Source organism: Legionella geestiana, assembly GCF_004571195.1.
In the GTDB taxonomy this organism is placed as follows: Bacteria; Pseudomonadota; Gammaproteobacteria; order Legionellales; family Legionellaceae; genus Legionella_B; species Legionella_B geestiana.
In genome coordinates this window covers 1,928,965-1,947,791 of the sequence record NZ_CP038271.1, presented here as the reverse complement: position 1 = coordinate 1,947,791, position 18,827 = coordinate 1,928,965, and the positions used below count along the sequence as shown (strand labels likewise).

Here is an 18,827-nt window from a genome sequence, read left to right as displayed (position 1 = left end):
CGGGATGAACCTTGACCACAGCTGGCGCTCAATACACACTATCGGCAAGCGAACTTACCTATTCATTTTACTTATGCAAACATGCTGTCGAGTTGTTTTAACAGGAGGGCCTGGCGGCGGTAAGACAACGGCTGCTGACCTGTACCGCCGGGAAATCGGGGAGAGTGTTGTCGTGGTACCCGAGGCGGCAACGTTGTTATATTCAGGCGGCTTTCCGCGCAAGGGCGCGAATGGCGTGCGCCGTGCCGCACAAAAAGCCATTTACCATGTTCAAACCAACCTTGAAGATGCTCAGTCTGCCTATTATCAAAGCCGTGTGCTGATATGCGACCGTGGCACCATCGATGGCGCAGTATACTGGCCAGATGCGTCACCTGATTTTTTTGAAAGCCTTGGAACGAGCCTTGAAAAAGAACTGAAGCGCTATGACGCAGTTATCTTTTTTGAAACAGCGGCTATTGGGGGCATTTCAATCGAGGGAGGTAACCCCATTCGTGTGGAATCCATTGAAGAGGCCATTACGCTCGATGAGAAACTTAAGCGTCTGTGGTCACAGCATCCGCATTTTGTTTTTGTTCCCCACGACCCCTCTTTTATCAAAAAAATCAATACAGGACTTGCTGAACTTGCAAAAATTGTCATAAAACATCAGAGTGAAAATTGATATAAGGTGGCCGGTACGTTCTCGGCCACCTTAAAAGAAAAACTAGTCCATCAAATGCAGGAATGAATTTTTGATGGTTTTTAAGCCCTTGGAAAATTCTTTTTCAAATTTTGCGGACTTTTCTGCATTGAAGTGCTGGATTTCTGCAAATTTACTGTTGAATTTATGCAGTTGTTCCATCAGTTTTTCTTTGTTCTTCTGGAAATTTTCCTTTGCCTTGTGGCATTGCAGAGAAAAATAGACTTCCAGTGCGGCAAATTCAGCCTCAAGCTTGTCACTGGCTTTAAGCATATGCTCGGTGAACTCAGAAGATTTGTGTTTGAGACAGGCATCCAGGTCTTTTTCCAAAGACTTTAAGCATGACAGAATATGATGGGTCTGCTCTTTGATTTTTTGTTCACTGTCAGCCCTACCCTGCGCAAGACCCACCTGAATTTCATCAATTTTTGCAATGAGCTCTCGGCGTTTGATGTCTGTTAATTCATGGTAATTTTTAACTTTCTGCTTCACATTCACCAGCGCGTCCCGTAAAGCTGTTTTAAGGCCTTCATACTTTTGAAAAACCTGCTCGCGGGTATGGTGGAGATCATCTTCAAGTGCTTGAGCTTCCATTTCAAGGTAATCAAGCTTTCTGTCGATTGTCTGACGGTATTCATGAATAGTTGACATTTTCACTCCCTGTGTTGGTTTCCTATTCAGGGTAGTAGAGGATTTCTGTGCTGTCAAAAAACAGAAAGTCTAACAATAAATCATAATCCTCACTGAAAGAGATTAGGTCGTGCTGATGTCGTCCAGCATTAGACATCAACAGACCCTGTCAGTGATAATACTTTTCTTTACACCCTTGAGAGTAAAATATGGCACTTATCTCCCACCGCCCGCATGCTTCAGAGACGGCAGCCGCAGAAGCCCGGGCGCGGCTCTGCCAGAGCAACAGCCTCAACCTTTCCCTCAGCGAAACGCTGGCGATGGTTGATGCGCTGGAAGCCTTTGAACTTGGGCGTTTTCTGCTTGCCAACAAGGGACTCAATGGATACTGGACTGCCTACGCCATTCTGTACGGAAAAGATAAAGAGGGGCTCTCGGACATGGAGCACTGGCTCCTTAACTGCGCTCCCTCCATCCTCGCGACACGCGAACGTTTTGGGATGTTCCAGAAAGAAATCCTGAAACACCTGCGACCGGGCATGCACGTAGCCTCTCTTCCCTGTGGACTGATGGAGGATTTTCTGGGGCTCTTGCCTGAAAAGCTTCAAGCGCTTGAAATAACAGGAATTGACCTTGATGAAGACGCTTTGAAAGCAGCCGCTGAGATTGCCACTGCCAGAGGCATTCCTCACTGCCGCTTTCTGAAGCGCGATGCATGGGATTTACAGCTTTCAGAAGCATTTCACCTCATGACCAGTAACGGCCTTAATATCTATGAGCCTGACACAGCACGCCTCGTGGCACTGTATAAGGAAATGGCAAGCGCACTTCGCCCCGGAGGCGTGCTGATTACGAGTTACCTGCCACAGCCTGATGACCCGGCGCTTCCAAAGCCGCTTATTACAGTTGAACCAAAGGACGCACAGAAACAAAAAGCCCTGTTCATGGATGTTATTCAACCAGTATGGCAATGTTTCCAGACAGAAGCATCGGTGCGTGAGCAGCTGCAGGCAGCCGGCTTGACCGTTGAAAACATCGTGTATGACAGCCGTTGCCTGTTTCCAATGGTTGTTGCCCGAAAAGGCGCATGAAAAGCGTGTAGAGACGCAGAAAATCGTTGAATTTATCACAAAAAACCATGGTGGTGTGGTAGGCTAAAGTCAGTCAATATGGAGCACAGGATGCGCTTTGTTACCCGCTTGACCACCCTCCTTGGGCTGCTCATTGTTTTTTGTTATTCCGCACATGCGGCGAATCCGCTGCTGTTTCGGGAAGCGTTTGCCATTGCCTGTCGTAACAATCCTGATTTGCAGGCCGCCATCGACCAGGCGGAAGTCATGCGGGGGCTTTTTATCCAGAGCGGGCTTTATCCAAACCCGGAAGTGGCCATCATGGGCGAAAACTTTGGCGGGTCGGGCATTTATTCCAGTTACGAATCCGCAGAAACCACGGCATCTGTCACGCAGCCCATCCCACTTGGAGGCAGGCTTTCCTACCAGAAAAAGGCAGCGCATGCCGACTATGAGGCCGCTCTTGCAGCCATTGAGGCTCAAAAAGCCACCCTCTATGTGGAGGTAGGCACTGCTTATGTCGATGTGTTTTATGCCGACCAGTGGCACCGGGTAACGCGCAAGCTGGTTCGCCTCAATCAAAACATTGTGGATGCCATCGCTCGCCGGGTTAAAGCCGGTGCAGGCGCGGAGCTTGATTTACGCCTTGCTGAAGTGCGTCTTGGCGATGCGGAAATTCAGGAACAAAAAGCCGCAAGAGACGTTAAGGCGCTGCGCGCCGAACTCCTGCGCCGCATGGGTGGCGGTATGACGATAGACAGACCGCTTGCTGACAAGGGACTGCCGGAAGTAAAGCTTGACTGGAGCCAACTGTTAAAAAGTATCCCGAAAAGCCCGCTCATGCGCCAGATGCACCGCCAGCTTGCAGCGCGCCAGAACATCATCACCGCCGTTAAAAAATCAGTGTGGCCGGATTTAAACATTCAACTTGGGGCGCGTCATTTTTCTGATGACGGTGAAAATGCAGCGGTTGTTTCAGCGTTTGCAAAAGTGCCGGTTTTTGATAGAAATCAGGGAAAAATTCACGCGGCACACGCGCAGTTCACCCAGACTGCACATGAATATCAAAGTATAAAACTCGATGTGCAACAACGCGCCTATACCCTCTTTCTGGCGGCACAGCAAAGCCTTTATGAAGTGGATAAAGTCACCAAATCCCTCTTGCCACTGGCGCATAAATCCATAAAACTGGCTCAGGAGGGGTATCAAATGGGACGTTACAGCTATATTGAGCTGTCACTCGCCATTAATACCCTTTATGAAGAGGAGCGCCATTACCAGCAGGCGCATGCCGACTACCATAAATCTCTGATACAACTGACTGGCCTGCTTGGACTTCATCCAGCAAGGGAGCGCACATGAAGCCTGTAAGAATATTTCTGAGTCTTTTAGTATCAAGTCTTATCGCGTGGGGCATTTACCTCTTTTTTGTCACCGACTCAAAAAGCCGCCTCGAGGGCGAAAAACACCTGACAGCCACAGAGGCATGCAAGGGCGGAATGCGCTTTAAAGCCGAAAACCTGACGCTCAGCTTCGCGCTTGTTGAGCGCGCCATGCCGGCACATTTTCGCGCCTGCCTGACGCAGGACGGAAAAGCGCTGGCGGTTAATGGGGCACGACTTCAAGTGAAGCTTTCACGTTTTGATAAACGCGTTGACACGCTTGACTTCATCCCCGCCGGTACGTTTTTACAAAGCACGGCCTCCGTGCGCGAGCCGCATTCTTTTGATATGAGCATTACCCTGCAATATGGTGGCAAAACATTTCACTGGAACGCCTCTACCCATGAGGGACGCGTAACGCTCACGCCCGCAGTCGTCAATGCTGCCGGCATTCGTATTGCCACAGTTGGGGCGCAAACCATACGCACACGCCTCACGGTCGTTGGAAAAATCACCGCCAATCGTGACACCATGGCACCGATTTACGCGCGCTACTCAGGCATTATCCAGACAATGCATAAAAACCTTGGAGATGAGGTGAACAAAGGGGAACTGCTCGCGACCATTGAAAGCAATGAAAGCCTGCAGAATTACACCATTTCATCCCCCATCTCCGGCACCATCGTGCAGAAATACGCGACCAACGGTGAACTTGCCCAAAACACGCGACCAATTTATGCGGTTGCGAATCTGAACAATGTCTGGGCAGACTTCACGCTCTACCGCAAAGACCTCCCTCTCGTGAAACGAGGTATGACAGTGATTGTGACGCCGGATGAAGGCACGCCGGAAACGGTAAGCACCATCTCCTACATCGCGCCGCTTGGTACGGAAGACAGCCAGACCACGCTCGCGCGCGCCATCCTGCCAAACACTCCGCGCCTGTGGCTGCCTGGCATGTATGTTAACGGCGCCATTATCGTACAGGAGAAGCGGGTGCCGGTTGCCGTGCGTCTTTCAGCCTTACAAAAAATCGGCAACAGTGAGGTTGTGTTCGTAAACAGCGGGGATGAATTTGAAGCGACTCCGGTAATAACCGGCGCGCGTGATGCCGAATGGGTAGAGGTTGTTTCAGGACTTGAAGCCGGACAGCGGGTAGTGGAAACCAATAGTTTCCTCATCAAGGCAGAAATTGGCAAGGAAGGCGCGGGACACGACCACGGAGAGTAAATGCTCGAAAAAATCATAAGGCTTTCCCTCAGGCATCGATGGTTTGTCGTGCTGATTACCCTGATGCTCATCATTCTTGGCGTCTATAATTTTCAGCGCCTTACGATTGACGCGGTACCTGATATCACCAATGTACAGGTGCAAATCAATACCCAGGCTTCCGGGTATTCGCCGTTTGAGGTGGAACAGCGCATCACCTTTCCACTTGAACTGGCACTGAGTGGCCTGCCAAACCTTGAGTATACCCGCTCGCTCTCCCGCTACGGACTGTCGCAGATTACCGTGGTCTTTAAGGATGGCACCAATATTTATTTTGCCCGCCAGCTGATTAACGAACGCCTGCAGGAAGTACGCGACAAACTGCCAAAAGAAGCGGAAACAACCCTGGGCCCCATCTCCACGGGACTTGGGGAAATCTTCATGTACACCGTAAGCGCAAAGCCTGGACTCCCCGAAAAGGAACACCCCGACACCACAGAACTGCGCACCCTGCAGGATTGGGTTATCAAGCCCCAGCTGCGAAATGTCGAGGGGGTGGCAGAAGTCAATACGGTTGGCGGCTTTGAAAAGCAGTTTCATATCACGCCCGTGCCGAACAAAATGATACGCTACAACCTCGGTTTCAGCGATGTTCTGGAGGCGGTTCAGCGTAACAATGCCAATGTGGGTGCCGGTTATATTGAGCAGAACGGTGAGCAGAACCTTGTGCGTGTTCCGGGACAGGTGCAGAACATTGCGGACATTGAAAACATCGTGGTCGCAGGGTTTGAAGGCACACCGGTTCGTGTCAGAGACATTGCCGGGGTCGCTCTCGGACGTGAACTGCGTACGGGTGCCGCCACTCAAAATGGTCAGGAAACCGTCCTCGGGACGGTGTTCATGCTGATGGGTGAAAACAGCCGCACGGTATCGGAACGGGTTGCCGAAAAACTGAAGGATATCCAAAAGACGCTGCCGGAAAATGTCGTGCTCACACCGGTTTACAACCGCACGCTGCTCGTAAATGCAACCATTCGTACGGTCAGTAAAAACCTTCTCGAAGGAGCACTTCTTGTCTGTGTCATACTCTTTCTGTTTCTTGGCAACGTGCGCGCTGCGCTGCTGACAGCCCTTGTGATTCCGCTCTCCATGCTCCTGACCATCACCGGCATGGTCAGCAACCACATCAGTGCAAACCTTATGAGCCTTGGCGCGCTTGATTTTGGACTGATTGTCGATGGCGCCGTGATTATCGTTGAAAACTGCATCGCACACCTTGGCCGTGCGCAGCAGGCCTGCCGGCGCATGCTGAACACGGAAGAACGCCTGCAGGTCATTGCAGATGCAACCACTGAGGTCATACGCCCGAGTATTTTCGGTGTCACAATAATCACGCTCGTCTACCTTCCGATTCTGACACTGACAGGCGTTGAGGGAAAAATGTTTCTACCGATGGCGCAGACCGTGGTCATGGCACTGGTGTCTTCGATGCTCTTTGCCCTGAGCTTTGTTCCGGCATCCATTGCCATCTGCCTGCGGGGAAAGGTGAATGCCCATGAAAATGCACTGATGCAGCGCATGTCAAGAGGCTATCGCCGCCTGCTGCATGCCGCTTTTCGCGCGCGTCTTAAAATGATTGGGGCGGCGCTCATTCTGGTTGGGGTGAGCATGGTGCTTGCCTTTCATATGGGGGGTGAATTTATTCCGAGCCTTGATGAAGGTGATATTGCCATGCATGCAATGCGCATTCCAGGCACCAGTCTCACGCAGTCGATTCACATGCAAAACCAGCTCGAAGCACGTATCGCGCAATTTCCTGAGGTCAAGGCCGTGTTTGCTAAAATTGGTACGGCGGAAGTGGCAACAGACCCCATGCCGCCCAGCGTTGCCGATACGTTTATCATGCTAAAGCCGCGCTCTGAATGGCCAAATCCGCGCAAGTCCCGCGAAGCGCTGGTGCATGAGCTTGAAACAGCAGCGCAGCAAATTCCGGGAAATAACTACGAATTCACGCAGCCGATTCAGATGCGCTTTAACGAACTTATTTCAGGCGTGCGGAGTGACTTTGCCGTTAAGATTTTCGGGGATAACCTGAAGACCCTCACTGAAAGCGCAAATGCCGTTGCCGCGGTACTGGAAAAAATACCGGGTGCCGCTGATGTCAAGGTCGAACAGACAAGCGGTCTTCCCCTTTTGACGGTAAAAATCAACCGGGATGCACTCGCCCGCTATGGACTGCGGATAGATACCGTGCAGGAAGCCATCGTGATAGCAATGGGAGGAAAAAAAGGCGGCGAACTCTTTGAGGGCGACCGGCGTTATGACATCGTAGTGCGTCTGCCAGAATCCCTGCGCACGAGTCCCGATGTACTGCGACAGATTTATATCCCGCTGCCGCCCGGCAAGGATGGCGAGCGCCATTTTATACCGCTCAGTGAAGTCGCACGCATTCAACGGCAGGAAAGCCCCAATCAAATCAGCCGCGAATCCGGCAAACGGCGCGTGGTGGTGAGTGCCAACGTGCGCGGGCGCGATTTAAGCTCGTTTGTGTATGACGCCAAAGAGGGCATTGCTGCCTGGGTTCAAATCCCGAGTGGCTACTGGGTTGCCTTCGGCGGCCAGTTTGAACAGCTCGAGTCAGCCACTGAACGGCTCAGTATCGTGATTCCGCTGACCCTCTTTGGTATTTTTATCCTGCTCTTTATGCATTTCCAGCAGGTACGCGATGCGCTGCTGGTGTTTTCCGGTATTCCGCTGGCGCTGACTGGCGGAGTATTTGCCCTGTGGATGCGTGGAATCCCGCTATCCATTTCTGCAGGCGTTGGATTTATTGCGCTGTCAGGAATCGCAGTTTTGAACGGTCTTGTGATGATCACATTTATCAATCGGCTGCGTGAAGTACAGCACCTGCCGCTCACAACCGCCATTCTGCGTGGTTCGCGCGCCCGCCTGCGCCCGGTTCTAATGACAGCACTGGTTGCCTCTCTGGGCTTTGTCCCGATGGCACTTGCGACCGGAACCGGTTCTGAAGTTCAGCGCCCGCTTGCCACCGTTGTCATTGGCGGCATTCTGTCTTCCACGTTTTTGACGCTGCTGGTGCTGCCGGGCCTGTATTATTTCTTTCACCTTCGACGAGAGAATGTGACACCAAAAAAACGTCACTCTGTTGCCAATTAATGATTAAGCAGCTACCATAAAATTCTGGTGCAGGGAACACTATCAAACGGGAATACATCATGATGCAGGAGATACCACTGCCGTTTGACAGCCTCAGCGAATTTACTGAAATCGCGAGTGCCATTTGGAACCTGCGCGCACAGCTGGAAAAACTCCGTCAAGATAGAAGCCTTCTTTCAATCCACAAATCGAAGATTATCGCACCGGTGCTCGCAAGGCTCGATGATCTGATTGATGCCTTCAACAACGACTTTCTTGTCCATCTTGACATGCCCGACACCGAAGAGGCCGGTATTGAAAAAATGCAGCTGCGGCTCAAGATGCTGCTCACGTGTTTATCCATTGAAGAGGAAGCGCTCGATACGCTCGCACTCCATGGCTCTCCCCTGACGCTTTTTGTGCGTGCCGGTACGAGACTGGGTACCTTTGTGGGGGGCGCCTTTGCAGGCCTTACGCTCGCAGGTCCATGGGGAACTTTTCCCGGTGCCTGTGCAGGACACATTGGCGGCTCAAGCCTTGTTAATGCTGAAGCCGTGATGCCGGAAAGCGCAAAGCGGTATCTGCAATTATTTCGCGCCATTCAAAACGCACCCACTCTGTCGCCAAAAGTATGCACCCCTGAAACATGCCAGCTGCTTAACCACCTTTTTGCATCAAAAACTGTGCGCTGGCTTTCCCCGGACGACATTCTCGATGCGCCTGAAAGTGCCCGGGACACCCTTTATATCCAGCTCACTCACAATGGCAGTTTTTTGTGCCGGGAAGGCGCGTCTATCTACAATCTTACCCCTATATTAGAAGCACACCGCGCGCCGTTTCGCGCGCGCCTCGATGACAACATTATTCGTATCGCCTACATCAGTACCGCACTTCTCGAGCTCTATCAACAGCCGCGTCTTAACAGCAGCCTCACCGACGTAAAAGCTGGCGCTTCATCCTCTTCGGCAATGCCTTCGAGTTCGAGCAGTTCAGGCATGTCGAGGTAATGACCGCGTCGCATTGACAGGGCTGGCGCGTCAGGGTATGGTGCGCCGAAAGTCCAGCATCATCCCGTTTGGAGTATTCATGCGCGTTGCCCTTTTTTTTCTGTGTTCCCTCTTTCTGAATGTTGCCTCCGCGCGTGTTGTCAATTATCAAACGAATAACTTTAAAGACATCGCCCAAAAATACGCCTCCCTGCACGTCCCCATGTCCCGCACGCTGATGGTCTTTGACCTTGATGACACGCTTATGACAATGAGTCGGCCACTCGGGAGCGTCGGCTGGTGGGACTGGCAGTCCGGGCTTTTGAAAAACCCTGAGATAAAAGGCCCGCGCTTTGCCACCAGCATGGAGCACCTGTCTCGGGTGCAAAAAGTACTCTTTGAACGCGTCCCGATGGAGCTCACCGACAAAGATGCTCTTCCCTTTCTGCAACAGGCAGCAGCCAGGGGGGCCACACTTCTCGGTCTGACCGCGCGCGGGAGTGAGCTTCAACATGTTACGTTCACCCAGCTCCGTGATAATGGCTTCATCGCAAAAGATGCATCACTTTTTCGGCAAAACGGACTGCGCATCCACCACAAGACCCATGTTAAAGGGGCTTTTTCCTGCCCGGCTTTTAAACAGGCGCCGGCCTATCATCAGGGTGTATTATTCCTCTCAGGAGGGGATAAGGGCCAGGCACTGCTTTGTGCACTGTCGCAATCTGACCGCTCCTATAAGGCCATTCTCTTTGTGGATGACTCACGATTTAACAACCGTGCCATAGCAAAGGTCTTTGCTGAAAGCCGCGATATTCTGGTGTTAAACGTCAATTTTACCCGTGAGCACGCGAAAGCCCAGGATGCACGTACAAATCCCGACACACAAAAACACATGCTGGCAGAATGGAAACGTTTGAAAAAGAGTCTTGCCGCAGCATGATAACGGCCTATTGTTGCAGTGCGTGATATCACATAGAATGGGTTTTTATTCAAAGGACTGATACCCATGGATATCCGAAAAATTCGCCGACTGGCCGCAAGTGCTATCGCCGCTTCTCCACTGCTTTTTTCCGCTATGGCCTTTGCAGCCGCCGACACGCCTCGCCCCAACTCCTGGTGGTGGCCGGAAGCGCTCGATCTCAGTCCGCTGCGCCACAGCGAGGCTTCCGCAAACCCCCATTCCCCGGGTTTTGACTATGCTACGGCCTTCAATAATTTGGATTTAGAGGCCGTTATTGCCGACTTAAAAACCCTCATGACGACCTCTCAGGACTGGTGGCCGGCTGATTACGGGAATTACGGACCACTGTTTATCCGCATGGCCTGGCACAGCGCCGGAACCTACCGCGTTTTTGATGGCCGTGGCGGTGCAGATGGCGGCATGCAGCGTTTTGCACCCCTTAACAGCTGGCCTGACAACACCAATCTCGATAAGGCACGCCGCCTGCTCTGGCCCATCAAACAAAAATACGGCAATGCTATCTCCTGGGCCGACTTAATGGTGCTTGCGGGAACGGTCGCGCTTGATTCCATGGGGGTTCAGACCATTGGCTTTGCCGGTGGGCGTGAAGACGCATGGGAAGCGGAATATGTGGACTGGGGCTCTGAAGGCGAATGGCTTGCCAGCAATCGTCACGCTAAAGACCACAAGCTCGATGAGCCGCTCGCTGCCACACAAATGGGTCTGATTTATGTCAACCCAGAGGGTCCGAATGGCAATCCAGACCCGCTGGCAGCAGCACATGACATTCGTGAAACATTTGCGCGCATGGCCATGAATGACGAAGAAACGGTTGCGTTAATCGCTGGCGGGCACGCTTTTGGTAAAGCCCATGGAGCGGCTAATCCCACGAAGTACCTTGGCCCGGCACCAGCTGCTGCAGGACTTGAGGAACAGGGACTTGGCTGGAAAAACAGTTTCGGCACCGGTAAAGGCGATGACACCATCACCGGCGGCCTTGAGGGTGCCTGGAGTGTCACGCCGGATAAATGGTCCAACAACTATCTGCAAAACCTGTATCACTTCAACTGGGTACAGACTAAAAGCCCCGCAGGCGGGGTGCAGTGGATGCCGGATGATAAAAGTGCCGCAAATCTGGTGCCGGATGCACACGATAAAACCAAACGCCATCCGCCGATGATGTTTACGACCGATCTCGCGCTGAAGATGGACCCTGCGTACCGTAAAATATCTGAGCGTTTTAAAAACGACCCTGAAGCGCTGCGACAGGCGTTTGCAAAAGCCTGGTTCAAACTAACACACCGGGATATGGGGCCTCGCACCCGCTATCTTGGGAAGCTGGTGCCAAAGGAGGCGTTTATCTGGCAAGACCCTGTACCGGCCATAGACTACACGCTGGTTGATGCTGATGACATAAAGACGCTGAAAACACAAATTCTGCAGTCAGGACCCACTGTACCTGAGCTGGTACGCACGGCATGGGCGGCAGCCGCAAGCTTTCGCGGTACCGACATGCGCGGTGGTGCCAACGGCGGGCGGATTCGCCTTGAACCGCAAAAGGACTGGGCCGTTAACAATCCCGCTGAGCTTGCAAAAGTCTTAACCGCACTGGAACAGGTGCAGCAGCACTTTAACCGCGCGCAGAGTGGTAACAAGAAAATTTCGATGGCCGACATGGTGGTACTCGCTGGAGCCGCAGCCATTGAGCAGGCGGCAAAAGAGGGAGGCAATCCAGTAGAAGTGCCCTTTACTCCGGGACGTGCGGATGCGTCTCAGGCACAGACGGATGTCGCCTCCTTTGGCGTGCTGCGGCCACGTGCGGATGGTTTTCGTAACTATTACGAAACAACAAGCTATGCTTCCCCTGAAAAAATGCTGGTCGACAAAGCCAGTATGCTGAACCTTACCGCTCCGGAAATGACGGTACTTATTGGCGGGATGCGCGCACTTAATGCCAACACAGGACAAACGCCCTACGGCGTATTCACGCAAAAACCAGGCACTCTCACCAACGATTTCTTCCTCAACCTGCTGGACATGTCAACCCACTGGCAGAAATCGGCAAGTGTTCCCGGAGTATATGAAGGCATTGACAGCAAAACCGGTGCGCTGAAATGGCAGGCAACTGCGGTTGATCTCGTCTTTGGCTCTAACGCGGAGCTGCGTGCAGTGGCTGAGTTTTATGCTGAGCAGAATGCGAAGCCGCGCTTTGTGAATGACTTCGTGAATGCCTGGGTCAAAGTCATGAACCTCGACCGCTTTGACCTGCCACGCAAAAAAGCAGATGCGCAAAAGACAGTCTGATTCACGCTCCAGGGTATGTCCTCCTCTCATGACGTGAGGACATGCTCTGGTAAATCTACTCCGAGTCTGGAACCTCACGCACCATGAACGAGAAACACATAAAGCGCGCGCTCACGCCTGCTGAAATGCTGGAAATCGCGGCACGGCACATGTTTTGTGCCGAATATCTGCTGCAAAACGAGGCCGAACTGTCGCTCGAAAACGCGGGCCGTATAGATACCCTTCTACCCGTTGTGTCCCTGCTTTACCCGGGTTTTGAAATGCTTTTTAAGGCGCGTCTTTTGCACGAACAGGGCGTTATCCGCCATGGCGGAACCCTGCATGACCTGCTCTCACAGCATGAATGGACCCTGCAGCGTGAAGACCGCGAAAATATTGAAAAACTCGCAAGAATGCGCGCCTTTCGCAAAGGGGTGGAAATTGATCTGCATGAAAGTCGCGAAAAAGCACTGGCTTTTTGCATGCAATTACTGAACGTATACGAGCGGCTGCAAAAACTGCTGCCACTCGAAATGCAACTGGAGTATCAACAGTAATCCGTATACGCATTCAGTCCAGTGAGGTCAACCGGCAGAGGGAATTCCGGAAGCGTCAGGCTTTGTGGAGTAATGTGAACGTCGTTATCATTGATGATGTTCTCCCCAAAACGGTACACAAGACTCTCCTCACCATTACAGGCCGCCTTGTCCTGCAGGCTCGCTCTTTCCGCCACGGCGACGTTACGCATCTGCCATTGCTGCACCACCTTATCGCCATGACGCTTTTTCAGCATTTTGAGCGTCTGTTCGGGTGAAAGCACCAGTGCCGTGGCATTGTTGCCGCCAAAGCCTTTGGAGTTTAAGAAAATGCCATCGATCCCCGATATGCCAACCTCTTTGTGATCCATAAGAATATCAAGGTGTGAATGGTGTATGTCATCTGCCAGATGATCAATGGTTTTAATGCCAGGGAGCCAGCCATATCGCCAGGTTCCAAGTGCCGTTACGAGCTGATCGCCCCCCGCAGCACTGACCGAGTGCCCAAGACAGGACTTGATGGCCATGACCGGCCACTGATTCAGTGAAAATGCCTTTGCCACCTCATTGAGAATATGGCTTTCAGACGTACGGTTTTGCGGCGTACCTGTTCCGTGCGCCGATACTGCCGTGCGCGCGAGTCCTGACTGGCCAAGAATGGAATGAGCCAGCGCCGTGGCACGCGCCATGGTTAAATAATTACCTACACCGGGTTTGGAAATGGACTTTTTATTGGCATCGGCGTTAATGAAAACATCGGGCACCGCGCCATAGACCATGGCCCCCAGTTCGAGCGCCAGCGCATCGTCCATCAGTACGACAAACTGAGAGGCTTCCCCGAGGGTAAAACCCACGTTGGTGGAAAACGGGCGGCAGGCGCGGCGATTATCCAATATGCCGCCATCAAGGGCCCGCAGACTGTCGTCGCTGGCAAGCGCGCCCATGACGTTAAAGCCTTCAATGACCTCCGGCACCATCGGTGCTTCGGCACTGCCTACAAAGACAACCCTTGCGCGCCCTGTCTGGATATCAATCGCACCCTGGCGCAGATTGTAAAGAAACGTGGCACACGCACCAAGATTCGCCCCGGTGCTGCCAACGCTGTTAAGAATATAACTGTTGACAAAATCCGCCGGCATCTCGGCAAGTGCCAGTGGCAGCATTTTAGAGCTTGGACGATTACCGCTCAGGTAACGGCTGAAAAGCCCGCCGAAGGCATCGCCATCAAGCTGGCCAAGTGCACTGCCCGCGTAAACCGAAACGGCTTCGGGGCGGACATGGCGCAACACGGTCTGCCAGTCAAACCCGAGGGAATTTAATGCATCGGAAGCGCCATAAACCCCAAGGCGCAGGCCGCGCGGGTGATGATGCGCATTATAAAGCTCGCCCGGGTCAAACCCCGCCGGAATATTTGAGCCACTGCTTACAGGACTTTTCTGAAGGCGCGGGAAAAGCACCTCGAGTCCTTCTGGAACCGTGATGCGCACGTCATTCGCGCCACACTCTTCCACCTGCCAGTTTGCAGGAATCTGCTGTGGCAGACGTGATTTGGGCAGTACCATCGAGGATACGCCACCCACACCTTCAAGGCGTGCCTGCTGCCAGCCGGGCACGGCGTCCACATCAAAGCTGTCAATACGGCGCAGCAGCGTACCTGCACGAATGGCGTCTATCTGAGCCGCGGTGGGATTCGTACCCTTAGGACAAACTTTCATGCGCCAGGCGAGATCGCGCCAGGTAAGCTCCATAATATCTGCCGGCAAAACATCGGCAAGGATGCGTTTATACCCATGAAACCCCGAACTGCGACCAGCTGAGTTCAATCCACCAAAACCTGTAATAACGGGCAATGCTGTCATAGTTGTTTTTCTACCAACGACTAAAAAATCCGGAACACTTCCCTTTCAGACTGACGGTTCCACAAATCGGCATACTGTACCACAAAACCTGGCTGCAGGGATATTTGGGATTACAGCACTTTTGCGGTATGCTTGAACCCTTGTTATTTTTTGGGGGTCGTAATGCGCACACGCCTTTCCCTGCTGGTTCTGGGCCTTATCGCTCTTATCTCTTCCCCGTTTGCGGCGAACAATAATTTAAAAGAGATTGAGCAGGACTTAACCGATTCGGTCATCACCACGAAAGTGACCGCTAAATTTGCGCGTGCCAAAGAATTGAACCTGCTGAAGGTGTTTGTCACCACAGAAGACGGCATTGTGCACCTGAGCGGAAACGTTAAAGACCGCCAGTCTTTTGTAGAAGCGCTGCGCCTTGCCAAAAACACCCGCGGCGTTGTAGCCGTTGATACAGAAGCGCTTGAAATTCGTGAAGTAAACACCGCACTCACCGATGCCTATATCACGGCACGCGTTCAAACTGCTGTTTTGAAAGCCAAAGTGCTGGACGATGAGACAATTCCACTCGTTGGCATCAATGCCACCACCAGCAATGGCGTGGTCACGCTGAGTGGTGTCGTGGATAACTCGCGCGCGGTTGCCTCGATTCTTAAACGCGTACATGCCATTCGCGGGGTCAAAAAAATCGTTTCACATCTGAGCGTTGGCAAGGCTGACGCATGAAGGCGTTGACTCGGTTTCGGTTTTTTTTGTGGGTGTTTGGCCGTTTTAAAGTGCCGGTTATCGGTTATCTTCGCCCGCGTCTTGTCGAAATCAACGACCAGAGGGTGGTGGTATGCATCCCGCTCAGGCGGCGTTCCAAAAATCACCTGAATTCCCTGTATTTTGGCGCTTTCGCCGCGGGAGCGGATATTGCAGGCGGACTGCACGGCTACTGGCACGCGCAAAATGTCCCCGGTAAGCTCTCTCTCGCCTTTAAACGCTTTGAGGCTGAATTTTTGCGCCGCGCTGAAGCCGATGTGTATTTTGTCTCCGAGTGCGGTGAGACTGTGCGCGAGATGATTAGTGAAAGCGTTACACTTGGAGAGCGCGTTAATCGCCCGCTGTCGGTCACGGCATTTGTTAATTATCCGCAAAACCCCGAAGTCGTGGCGCGCTTCATGGTTGAGCTTTCCGTCAGGATGCGTTAATGGTCGAATGTATTCATATCCGCGGCGCGCGTACACACAACCTTAAAAATATTGACCTTGACATTCCGCGCAACCGCCTCACGGTCATCACGGGCTTATCCGGCTCTGGAAAATCCTCTCTGGCATTCGACACGCTCTATGCCGAGGGACAGCGGCGTTATGTGGAGTCGCTCTCCGCATATGCGCGCCAGTTTCTCTCGATGATGGATAAACCCGATGTCGACACCATTGAGGGGCTTTCGCCTGCGATTTCCATCGAACAAAAAGCCACTTCCCACAACCCGCGTTCGACTGTCGGCACCATCACGGAAGTGCATGATTACCTGCGTCTGTTGTTTGCACGCGTTGGCGAGCCGCGCTGCCCGACCCACAAGACGACTCTGAATGCACGAACGGTCAGTGAAATGGTGGATACGGTCCTCGCACTGCCTCCTGAAAGTCGCGCCATGATTCTCGCGCCTGTTGTACGCGAGCGCAAGGGCGAGCACCTCGAGCTTTTTCGCCAGCTTCAGGCACGCGGCTATGTCCGGGCGCGTATTAATGGCGAGCTCTGTGAACTGGATGACCCGCCAACGCTGTCCCTCAAAAAAAAACATACCATTGAAGTGGTGATTGACCGCTTTAAGGTTCGTGAAGATGCGCGTCTGAGACTCAGTGAATCCTTTGAAAACGCACTCGAACTGGCTGAAGGCCTTGCGATTGTCGCCCCCATGGACGATGCCTTTGAAGAACAGCTTTTTTCTTCGCGCTTCAGCTGTCCCGATTGCGGATATAGCCTGCGCGAGCTGGAGCCAAGGCTTTTTTCTTTCAACAACCCCAACGGTGCTTGTCCCGCATGTGACGGCCTTGGTGTTGATGCGTTTTTTGATCCTGAACGGGTAGTCCACGACCCGCGTCTGACGCTCGGTGAGGGTGCGGTTCGCGGCTGGGACAAGCGCACGCCATGGTATTACGCGAACCTTGAAAGCCTCGCCGCTCATTATGGTTTTAATCTTAACGTGCCTTTTGGCGAACTTGCGGAAAAATACCGGAACATTATTCTTTATGGCAGCAAGGAAGAGGCCATCGCCTTCCAGTACTCGCGCCCCCAGGGCGGCAGCGTGACCCGCATGCATCCTTTTGAAGGCATTATCCCCAACATGCAGCGGCGTTACCGCGAGTCGGATTCCAATGCCGTGCGCGATGAGCTTGCGCGCTATCTGGCATCACGCCCCTGCCCCACCTGCAATGGTGAGCGTCTTTGCGTGGAAGCGCGTAATGTGTTTGTCGACAATAAAACCCTGCCAGAAATTTCGGCCTGGTCGATTGAAACCTCCTGGAAATTTTTCAGCACACTGAACCTCAGCGGCTTTCGCGGCGAGATTGCCCAAAAAATCAACAAAGAAATAGTTGAGCGCCTCGGTTTTCTCGTCAACGTTGGTTTGGATTACCTGTCGCTTGCACGGAGTGCCGAAACCCTTTCCGGGGGGGAGGCGCAGCGCATTCGCCTTGCCAGCCAGATTGGCTCAGGCCTTGTGGGGGTGATGTATATTCTCGATGAACCCTCTATTGGTCTGCATCAGCGCGATAATGCCCGCCTTCTGCAGACACTTGAACGTCTGCGCGATCTCGGTAACACGGTGATTGTTGTTGAACACGATGAAGATGCGATACGTGCGGCCGACCATGTAATTGATATTGGCCCGGGCGCCGGCGTGCATGGTGGTGAGCTTGTCGCCTGCGGAACGCCCGGGGCCATCATGAAAAACAAGGCATCCCTCACCGGCCAGTTTCTCTCAGGCGCAGAGCGCATTGATATTCCCGAAATGCGCAAATTACCCGATCCGGATAAATGCATCCGTCTCAAAGGCGTACACTGCAATAACCTTCAAGGCGTCAGTGCAGAGATTCCACTCGGCCTTTTCACCTGTGTAACCGGCGTCTCAGGCTCCGGCAAATCAAGCCTCATCAACGATACCCTTTTCCCAGTAGCGGCCACCCTCTTGAATCGCGCACACATGAATCCGCGCGGGCGGGTCGAGAGCCTTACAGGCCTTACGCAGTGTGATAAGGTCATTGATATCGACCAGAGCCCGATTGGCCGCACGCCGCGTTCGAATCCCGCGACTTATACCGGACTTTTTACACCGCTTCGCGAACTCTTTGCCGGCACCCCTGAAGCCCGTTCGCGCGGTTATCAACCAGGGCGCTTCAGTTTTAACGTGCGTGGCGGGCGATGCGAAGCCTGCGAGGGCGATGGCCTTATCAAGGTGGAAATGCACTTTCTCCCCGATATGTATGTCGCCTGCGACAACTGCCAGGGTAAGCGCTATAACCGCGAAACGCTCGATATTCTTTATCGCGGAAAATCCATCCATGACGTGCTGGAAATGACCGTGGAAGAAGCGCTCGGCTTTTTTGCAGCCATTCCCGCCATTGCGCGAAAATGCCAGACCCTGATGGACGTGGGACTTGGGTATATCCGCCTTGGCCAGAGTGCGACCACCCTTTCAGGCGGTGAGGCGCAACGCATTAAGCTGGCGCGAGAGTTGTCCCGCCGTGGCACGGGACAGACACTTTACATTCTTGATGAACCCACTACCGGCCTGCATTTTTACGATACCCGCCAGCTCCTTGGCGTATTGTTTCGTCTGCGTGACCAGGGCAATACGATTGTTGTAATCGAGCACAACCTCGATGTCATCAAAACCGCGGACTGGATAATTGACTTAGGCCCTGAAGGTGGCAGCCGCGGTGGGGAAATTATAGCAACAGGCACCCCTGAAACGGTGGCAGAGAATCCCCGTTCGTACACCGGCCATTTTCTGAAGCCATTACTGGCAAAAGCCCCTAAAACATAGAAGGGTGTATGGCGTTCTACAGCATGCAATCTGGTTTGCTATTTAA

At 52.9% G+C, this 18,827-nt stretch carries 14 protein-coding genes; 12 read left to right on the top strand and 2 right to left on the bottom strand.

Annotated elements, in window-relative coordinates; translation table 11 throughout:
* The first annotated feature begins 73 nt into the window (after nt 1-73).
* On the top strand, nt 74-664 hold the full coding sequence (locus tag E4T54_RS08705) for an AAA family ATPase (RefSeq protein WP_028386256.1): 591 nt from the start codon (nt 74-76) through the stop codon (nt 662-664).
* A 42-nt stretch (nt 665-706) separates the two neighbouring features.
* On the opposite strand, the gene E4T54_RS08700 is transcribed toward E4T54_RS08705, so the two are convergent.
* Nucleotides 707-1,333 carry a hypothetical protein gene (locus tag E4T54_RS08700; protein WP_028386257.1) on the bottom strand — a complete coding sequence of 209 codons (627 nt, stop codon included), beginning with the start codon at nt 1,331-1,333 and terminating at the stop codon, nt 707-709.
* Nucleotides 1,334-1,521: 188 nt separating this feature from the next.
* On the opposite strand from E4T54_RS08700, the gene E4T54_RS08695 reads away from it, so the two are divergent.
* The 8 genes from E4T54_RS08695 to E4T54_RS08660 all read left to right on the top strand — a co-directional run bounded on the left by E4T54_RS08695 (nt 1,522) and on the right by E4T54_RS08660 (nt 12,916).
* Complete coding sequence (locus E4T54_RS08695) at nt 1,522-2,403, top strand: class I SAM-dependent methyltransferase (RefSeq protein WP_051550872.1); 882 nt, start codon at nt 1,522-1,524, stop codon at nt 2,401-2,403.
* Nucleotides 2,404-2,493: 90 nt separating this feature from the next.
* The gene (locus E4T54_RS08690) at nt 2,494-3,744 is read left to right on the top strand and encodes a TolC family protein (RefSeq protein ID WP_028386258.1); all 1,251 of its coding nucleotides are present in this window, start codon (nt 2,494-2,496) and stop codon (nt 3,742-3,744) included.
* Entirely contained in the window at nt 3,741-4,994 is a 1,254-nt protein-coding gene (locus E4T54_RS08685) for an efflux RND transporter periplasmic adaptor subunit (protein ID WP_028386259.1), read from the top strand. Before E4T54_RS08690 ends, E4T54_RS08685 begins: the two co-directional genes overlap by 4 nt.
* On the top strand, nt 4,995-8,150 hold the full coding sequence (locus tag E4T54_RS08680) for an efflux RND transporter permease subunit (RefSeq protein ID WP_028386260.1): 3,156 nt from the start codon (nt 4,995-4,997) through the stop codon (nt 8,148-8,150).
* Nucleotides 8,151-8,209: 59 nt separating this feature from the next.
* The gene (locus tag E4T54_RS08675; RefSeq protein ID WP_028386261.1) at nt 8,210-9,136 is read left to right on the top strand and encodes a hypothetical protein; all 927 of its coding nucleotides are present in this window, start codon (nt 8,210-8,212) and stop codon (nt 9,134-9,136) included.
* A 79-nt stretch (nt 9,137-9,215) separates the two neighbouring features.
* On the top strand, nt 9,216-10,055 hold the full coding sequence (locus E4T54_RS08670; RefSeq protein ID WP_028386262.1) for a DUF2608 domain-containing protein: 840 nt from the start codon (nt 9,216-9,218) through the stop codon (nt 10,053-10,055).
* Nucleotides 10,056-10,121: 66 nt separating this feature from the next.
* Nucleotides 10,122-12,380, top strand: a complete 2,259-nt coding sequence (katG, locus tag E4T54_RS08665; protein ID WP_051550874.1) for a catalase/peroxidase HPI — start codon at nt 10,122-10,124, stop codon at nt 12,378-12,380.
* Nucleotides 12,381-12,463: 83 nt separating this feature from the next.
* On the top strand, nt 12,464-12,916 hold the full coding sequence (locus tag E4T54_RS08660; protein WP_028386263.1) for a hypothetical protein: 453 nt from the start codon (nt 12,464-12,466) through the stop codon (nt 12,914-12,916).
* Here the strand turns inward: E4T54_RS08660 and E4T54_RS08655 are convergent.
* Nucleotides 12,907-14,754: a beta-ketoacyl synthase gene (locus E4T54_RS08655; protein WP_028386264.1), complete on the bottom strand. Its 1,848-nt coding sequence runs from the start codon at nt 14,752-14,754 to the stop codon at nt 12,907-12,909. The genes E4T54_RS08660 and E4T54_RS08655 overlap by 10 nt on opposite strands.
* 162 nt (nt 14,755-14,916) lie before the next feature.
* Between E4T54_RS08655 and E4T54_RS08650 the strand changes: the two genes are divergently transcribed.
* From E4T54_RS08650 to uvrA, 3 genes are read left to right on the top strand one after another with little or no spacing between them, the layout of a single operon-like run.
* Nucleotides 14,917-15,474, top strand: a complete 558-nt coding sequence (locus E4T54_RS08650) for a BON domain-containing protein (RefSeq protein ID WP_028386265.1) — start codon at nt 14,917-14,919, stop codon at nt 15,472-15,474.
* Complete coding sequence (locus tag E4T54_RS08645; protein ID WP_028386266.1) at nt 15,471-15,941, top strand: PaaI family thioesterase; 471 nt, start codon at nt 15,471-15,473, stop codon at nt 15,939-15,941. The genes E4T54_RS08650 and E4T54_RS08645 overlap by 4 nt, the downstream gene beginning before the upstream one ends.
* On the top strand, nt 15,941-18,781 hold the full coding sequence (gene uvrA / locus E4T54_RS08640) for an excinuclease ABC subunit UvrA (RefSeq protein ID WP_028386267.1): 2,841 nt from the start codon (nt 15,941-15,943) through the stop codon (nt 18,779-18,781). The genes E4T54_RS08645 and uvrA overlap by 1 nt, the downstream gene beginning before the upstream one ends.
* The last annotated feature ends 46 nt before the right edge of the window (nt 18,782-18,827 follow it).

What these genes read in the sequence shown, in the direction of transcription:
- katG (WP_051550874.1), top strand. Translation starts at nt 10,122, where the DNA reads ATGGATATCCGAAAAATTCGCCGACTGGCCGCAAGTGCTATCGCCGCT.
- E4T54_RS08695 (WP_051550872.1), top strand. Translation starts at nt 1,522, where the DNA reads ATGGCACTTATCTCCCACCGCCCGCATGCTTCAGAGACGGCAGCCGCA.
- E4T54_RS08705 (WP_028386256.1), top strand. Translation starts at nt 74, where the DNA reads ATGCAAACATGCTGTCGAGTTGTTTTAACAGGAGGGCCTGGCGGCGGT.
- E4T54_RS08670 (WP_028386262.1), top strand. Translation starts at nt 9,216, where the DNA reads ATGCGCGTTGCCCTTTTTTTTCTGTGTTCCCTCTTTCTGAATGTTGCC.
- E4T54_RS08660 (WP_028386263.1), top strand. Translation starts at nt 12,464, where the DNA reads ATGAACGAGAAACACATAAAGCGCGCGCTCACGCCTGCTGAAATGCTG.
- uvrA (WP_028386267.1), top strand. Translation starts at nt 15,941, where the DNA reads ATGGTCGAATGTATTCATATCCGCGGCGCGCGTACACACAACCTTAAA.
- E4T54_RS08675 (WP_028386261.1), top strand. Translation starts at nt 8,210, where the DNA reads ATGATGCAGGAGATACCACTGCCGTTTGACAGCCTCAGCGAATTTACT.
- E4T54_RS08680 (WP_028386260.1), top strand. Translation starts at nt 4,995, where the DNA reads ATGCTCGAAAAAATCATAAGGCTTTCCCTCAGGCATCGATGGTTTGTC.
- E4T54_RS08700 (WP_028386257.1), bottom strand. Translation starts at nt 1,333, where the DNA reads ATGTCAACTATTCATGAATACCGTCAGACAATCGACAGAAAGCTTGAT.
- E4T54_RS08645 (WP_028386266.1), top strand. Translation starts at nt 15,471, where the DNA reads ATGAAGGCGTTGACTCGGTTTCGGTTTTTTTTGTGGGTGTTTGGCCGT.
- E4T54_RS08685 (WP_028386259.1), top strand. Translation starts at nt 3,741, where the DNA reads ATGAAGCCTGTAAGAATATTTCTGAGTCTTTTAGTATCAAGTCTTATC.
- E4T54_RS08655 (WP_028386264.1), bottom strand. Translation starts at nt 14,754, where the DNA reads ATGACAGCATTGCCCGTTATTACAGGTTTTGGTGGATTGAACTCAGCT.
- E4T54_RS08650 (WP_028386265.1), top strand. Translation starts at nt 14,917, where the DNA reads ATGCGCACACGCCTTTCCCTGCTGGTTCTGGGCCTTATCGCTCTTATC.
- E4T54_RS08690 (WP_028386258.1), top strand. Translation starts at nt 2,494, where the DNA reads ATGCGCTTTGTTACCCGCTTGACCACCCTCCTTGGGCTGCTCATTGTT.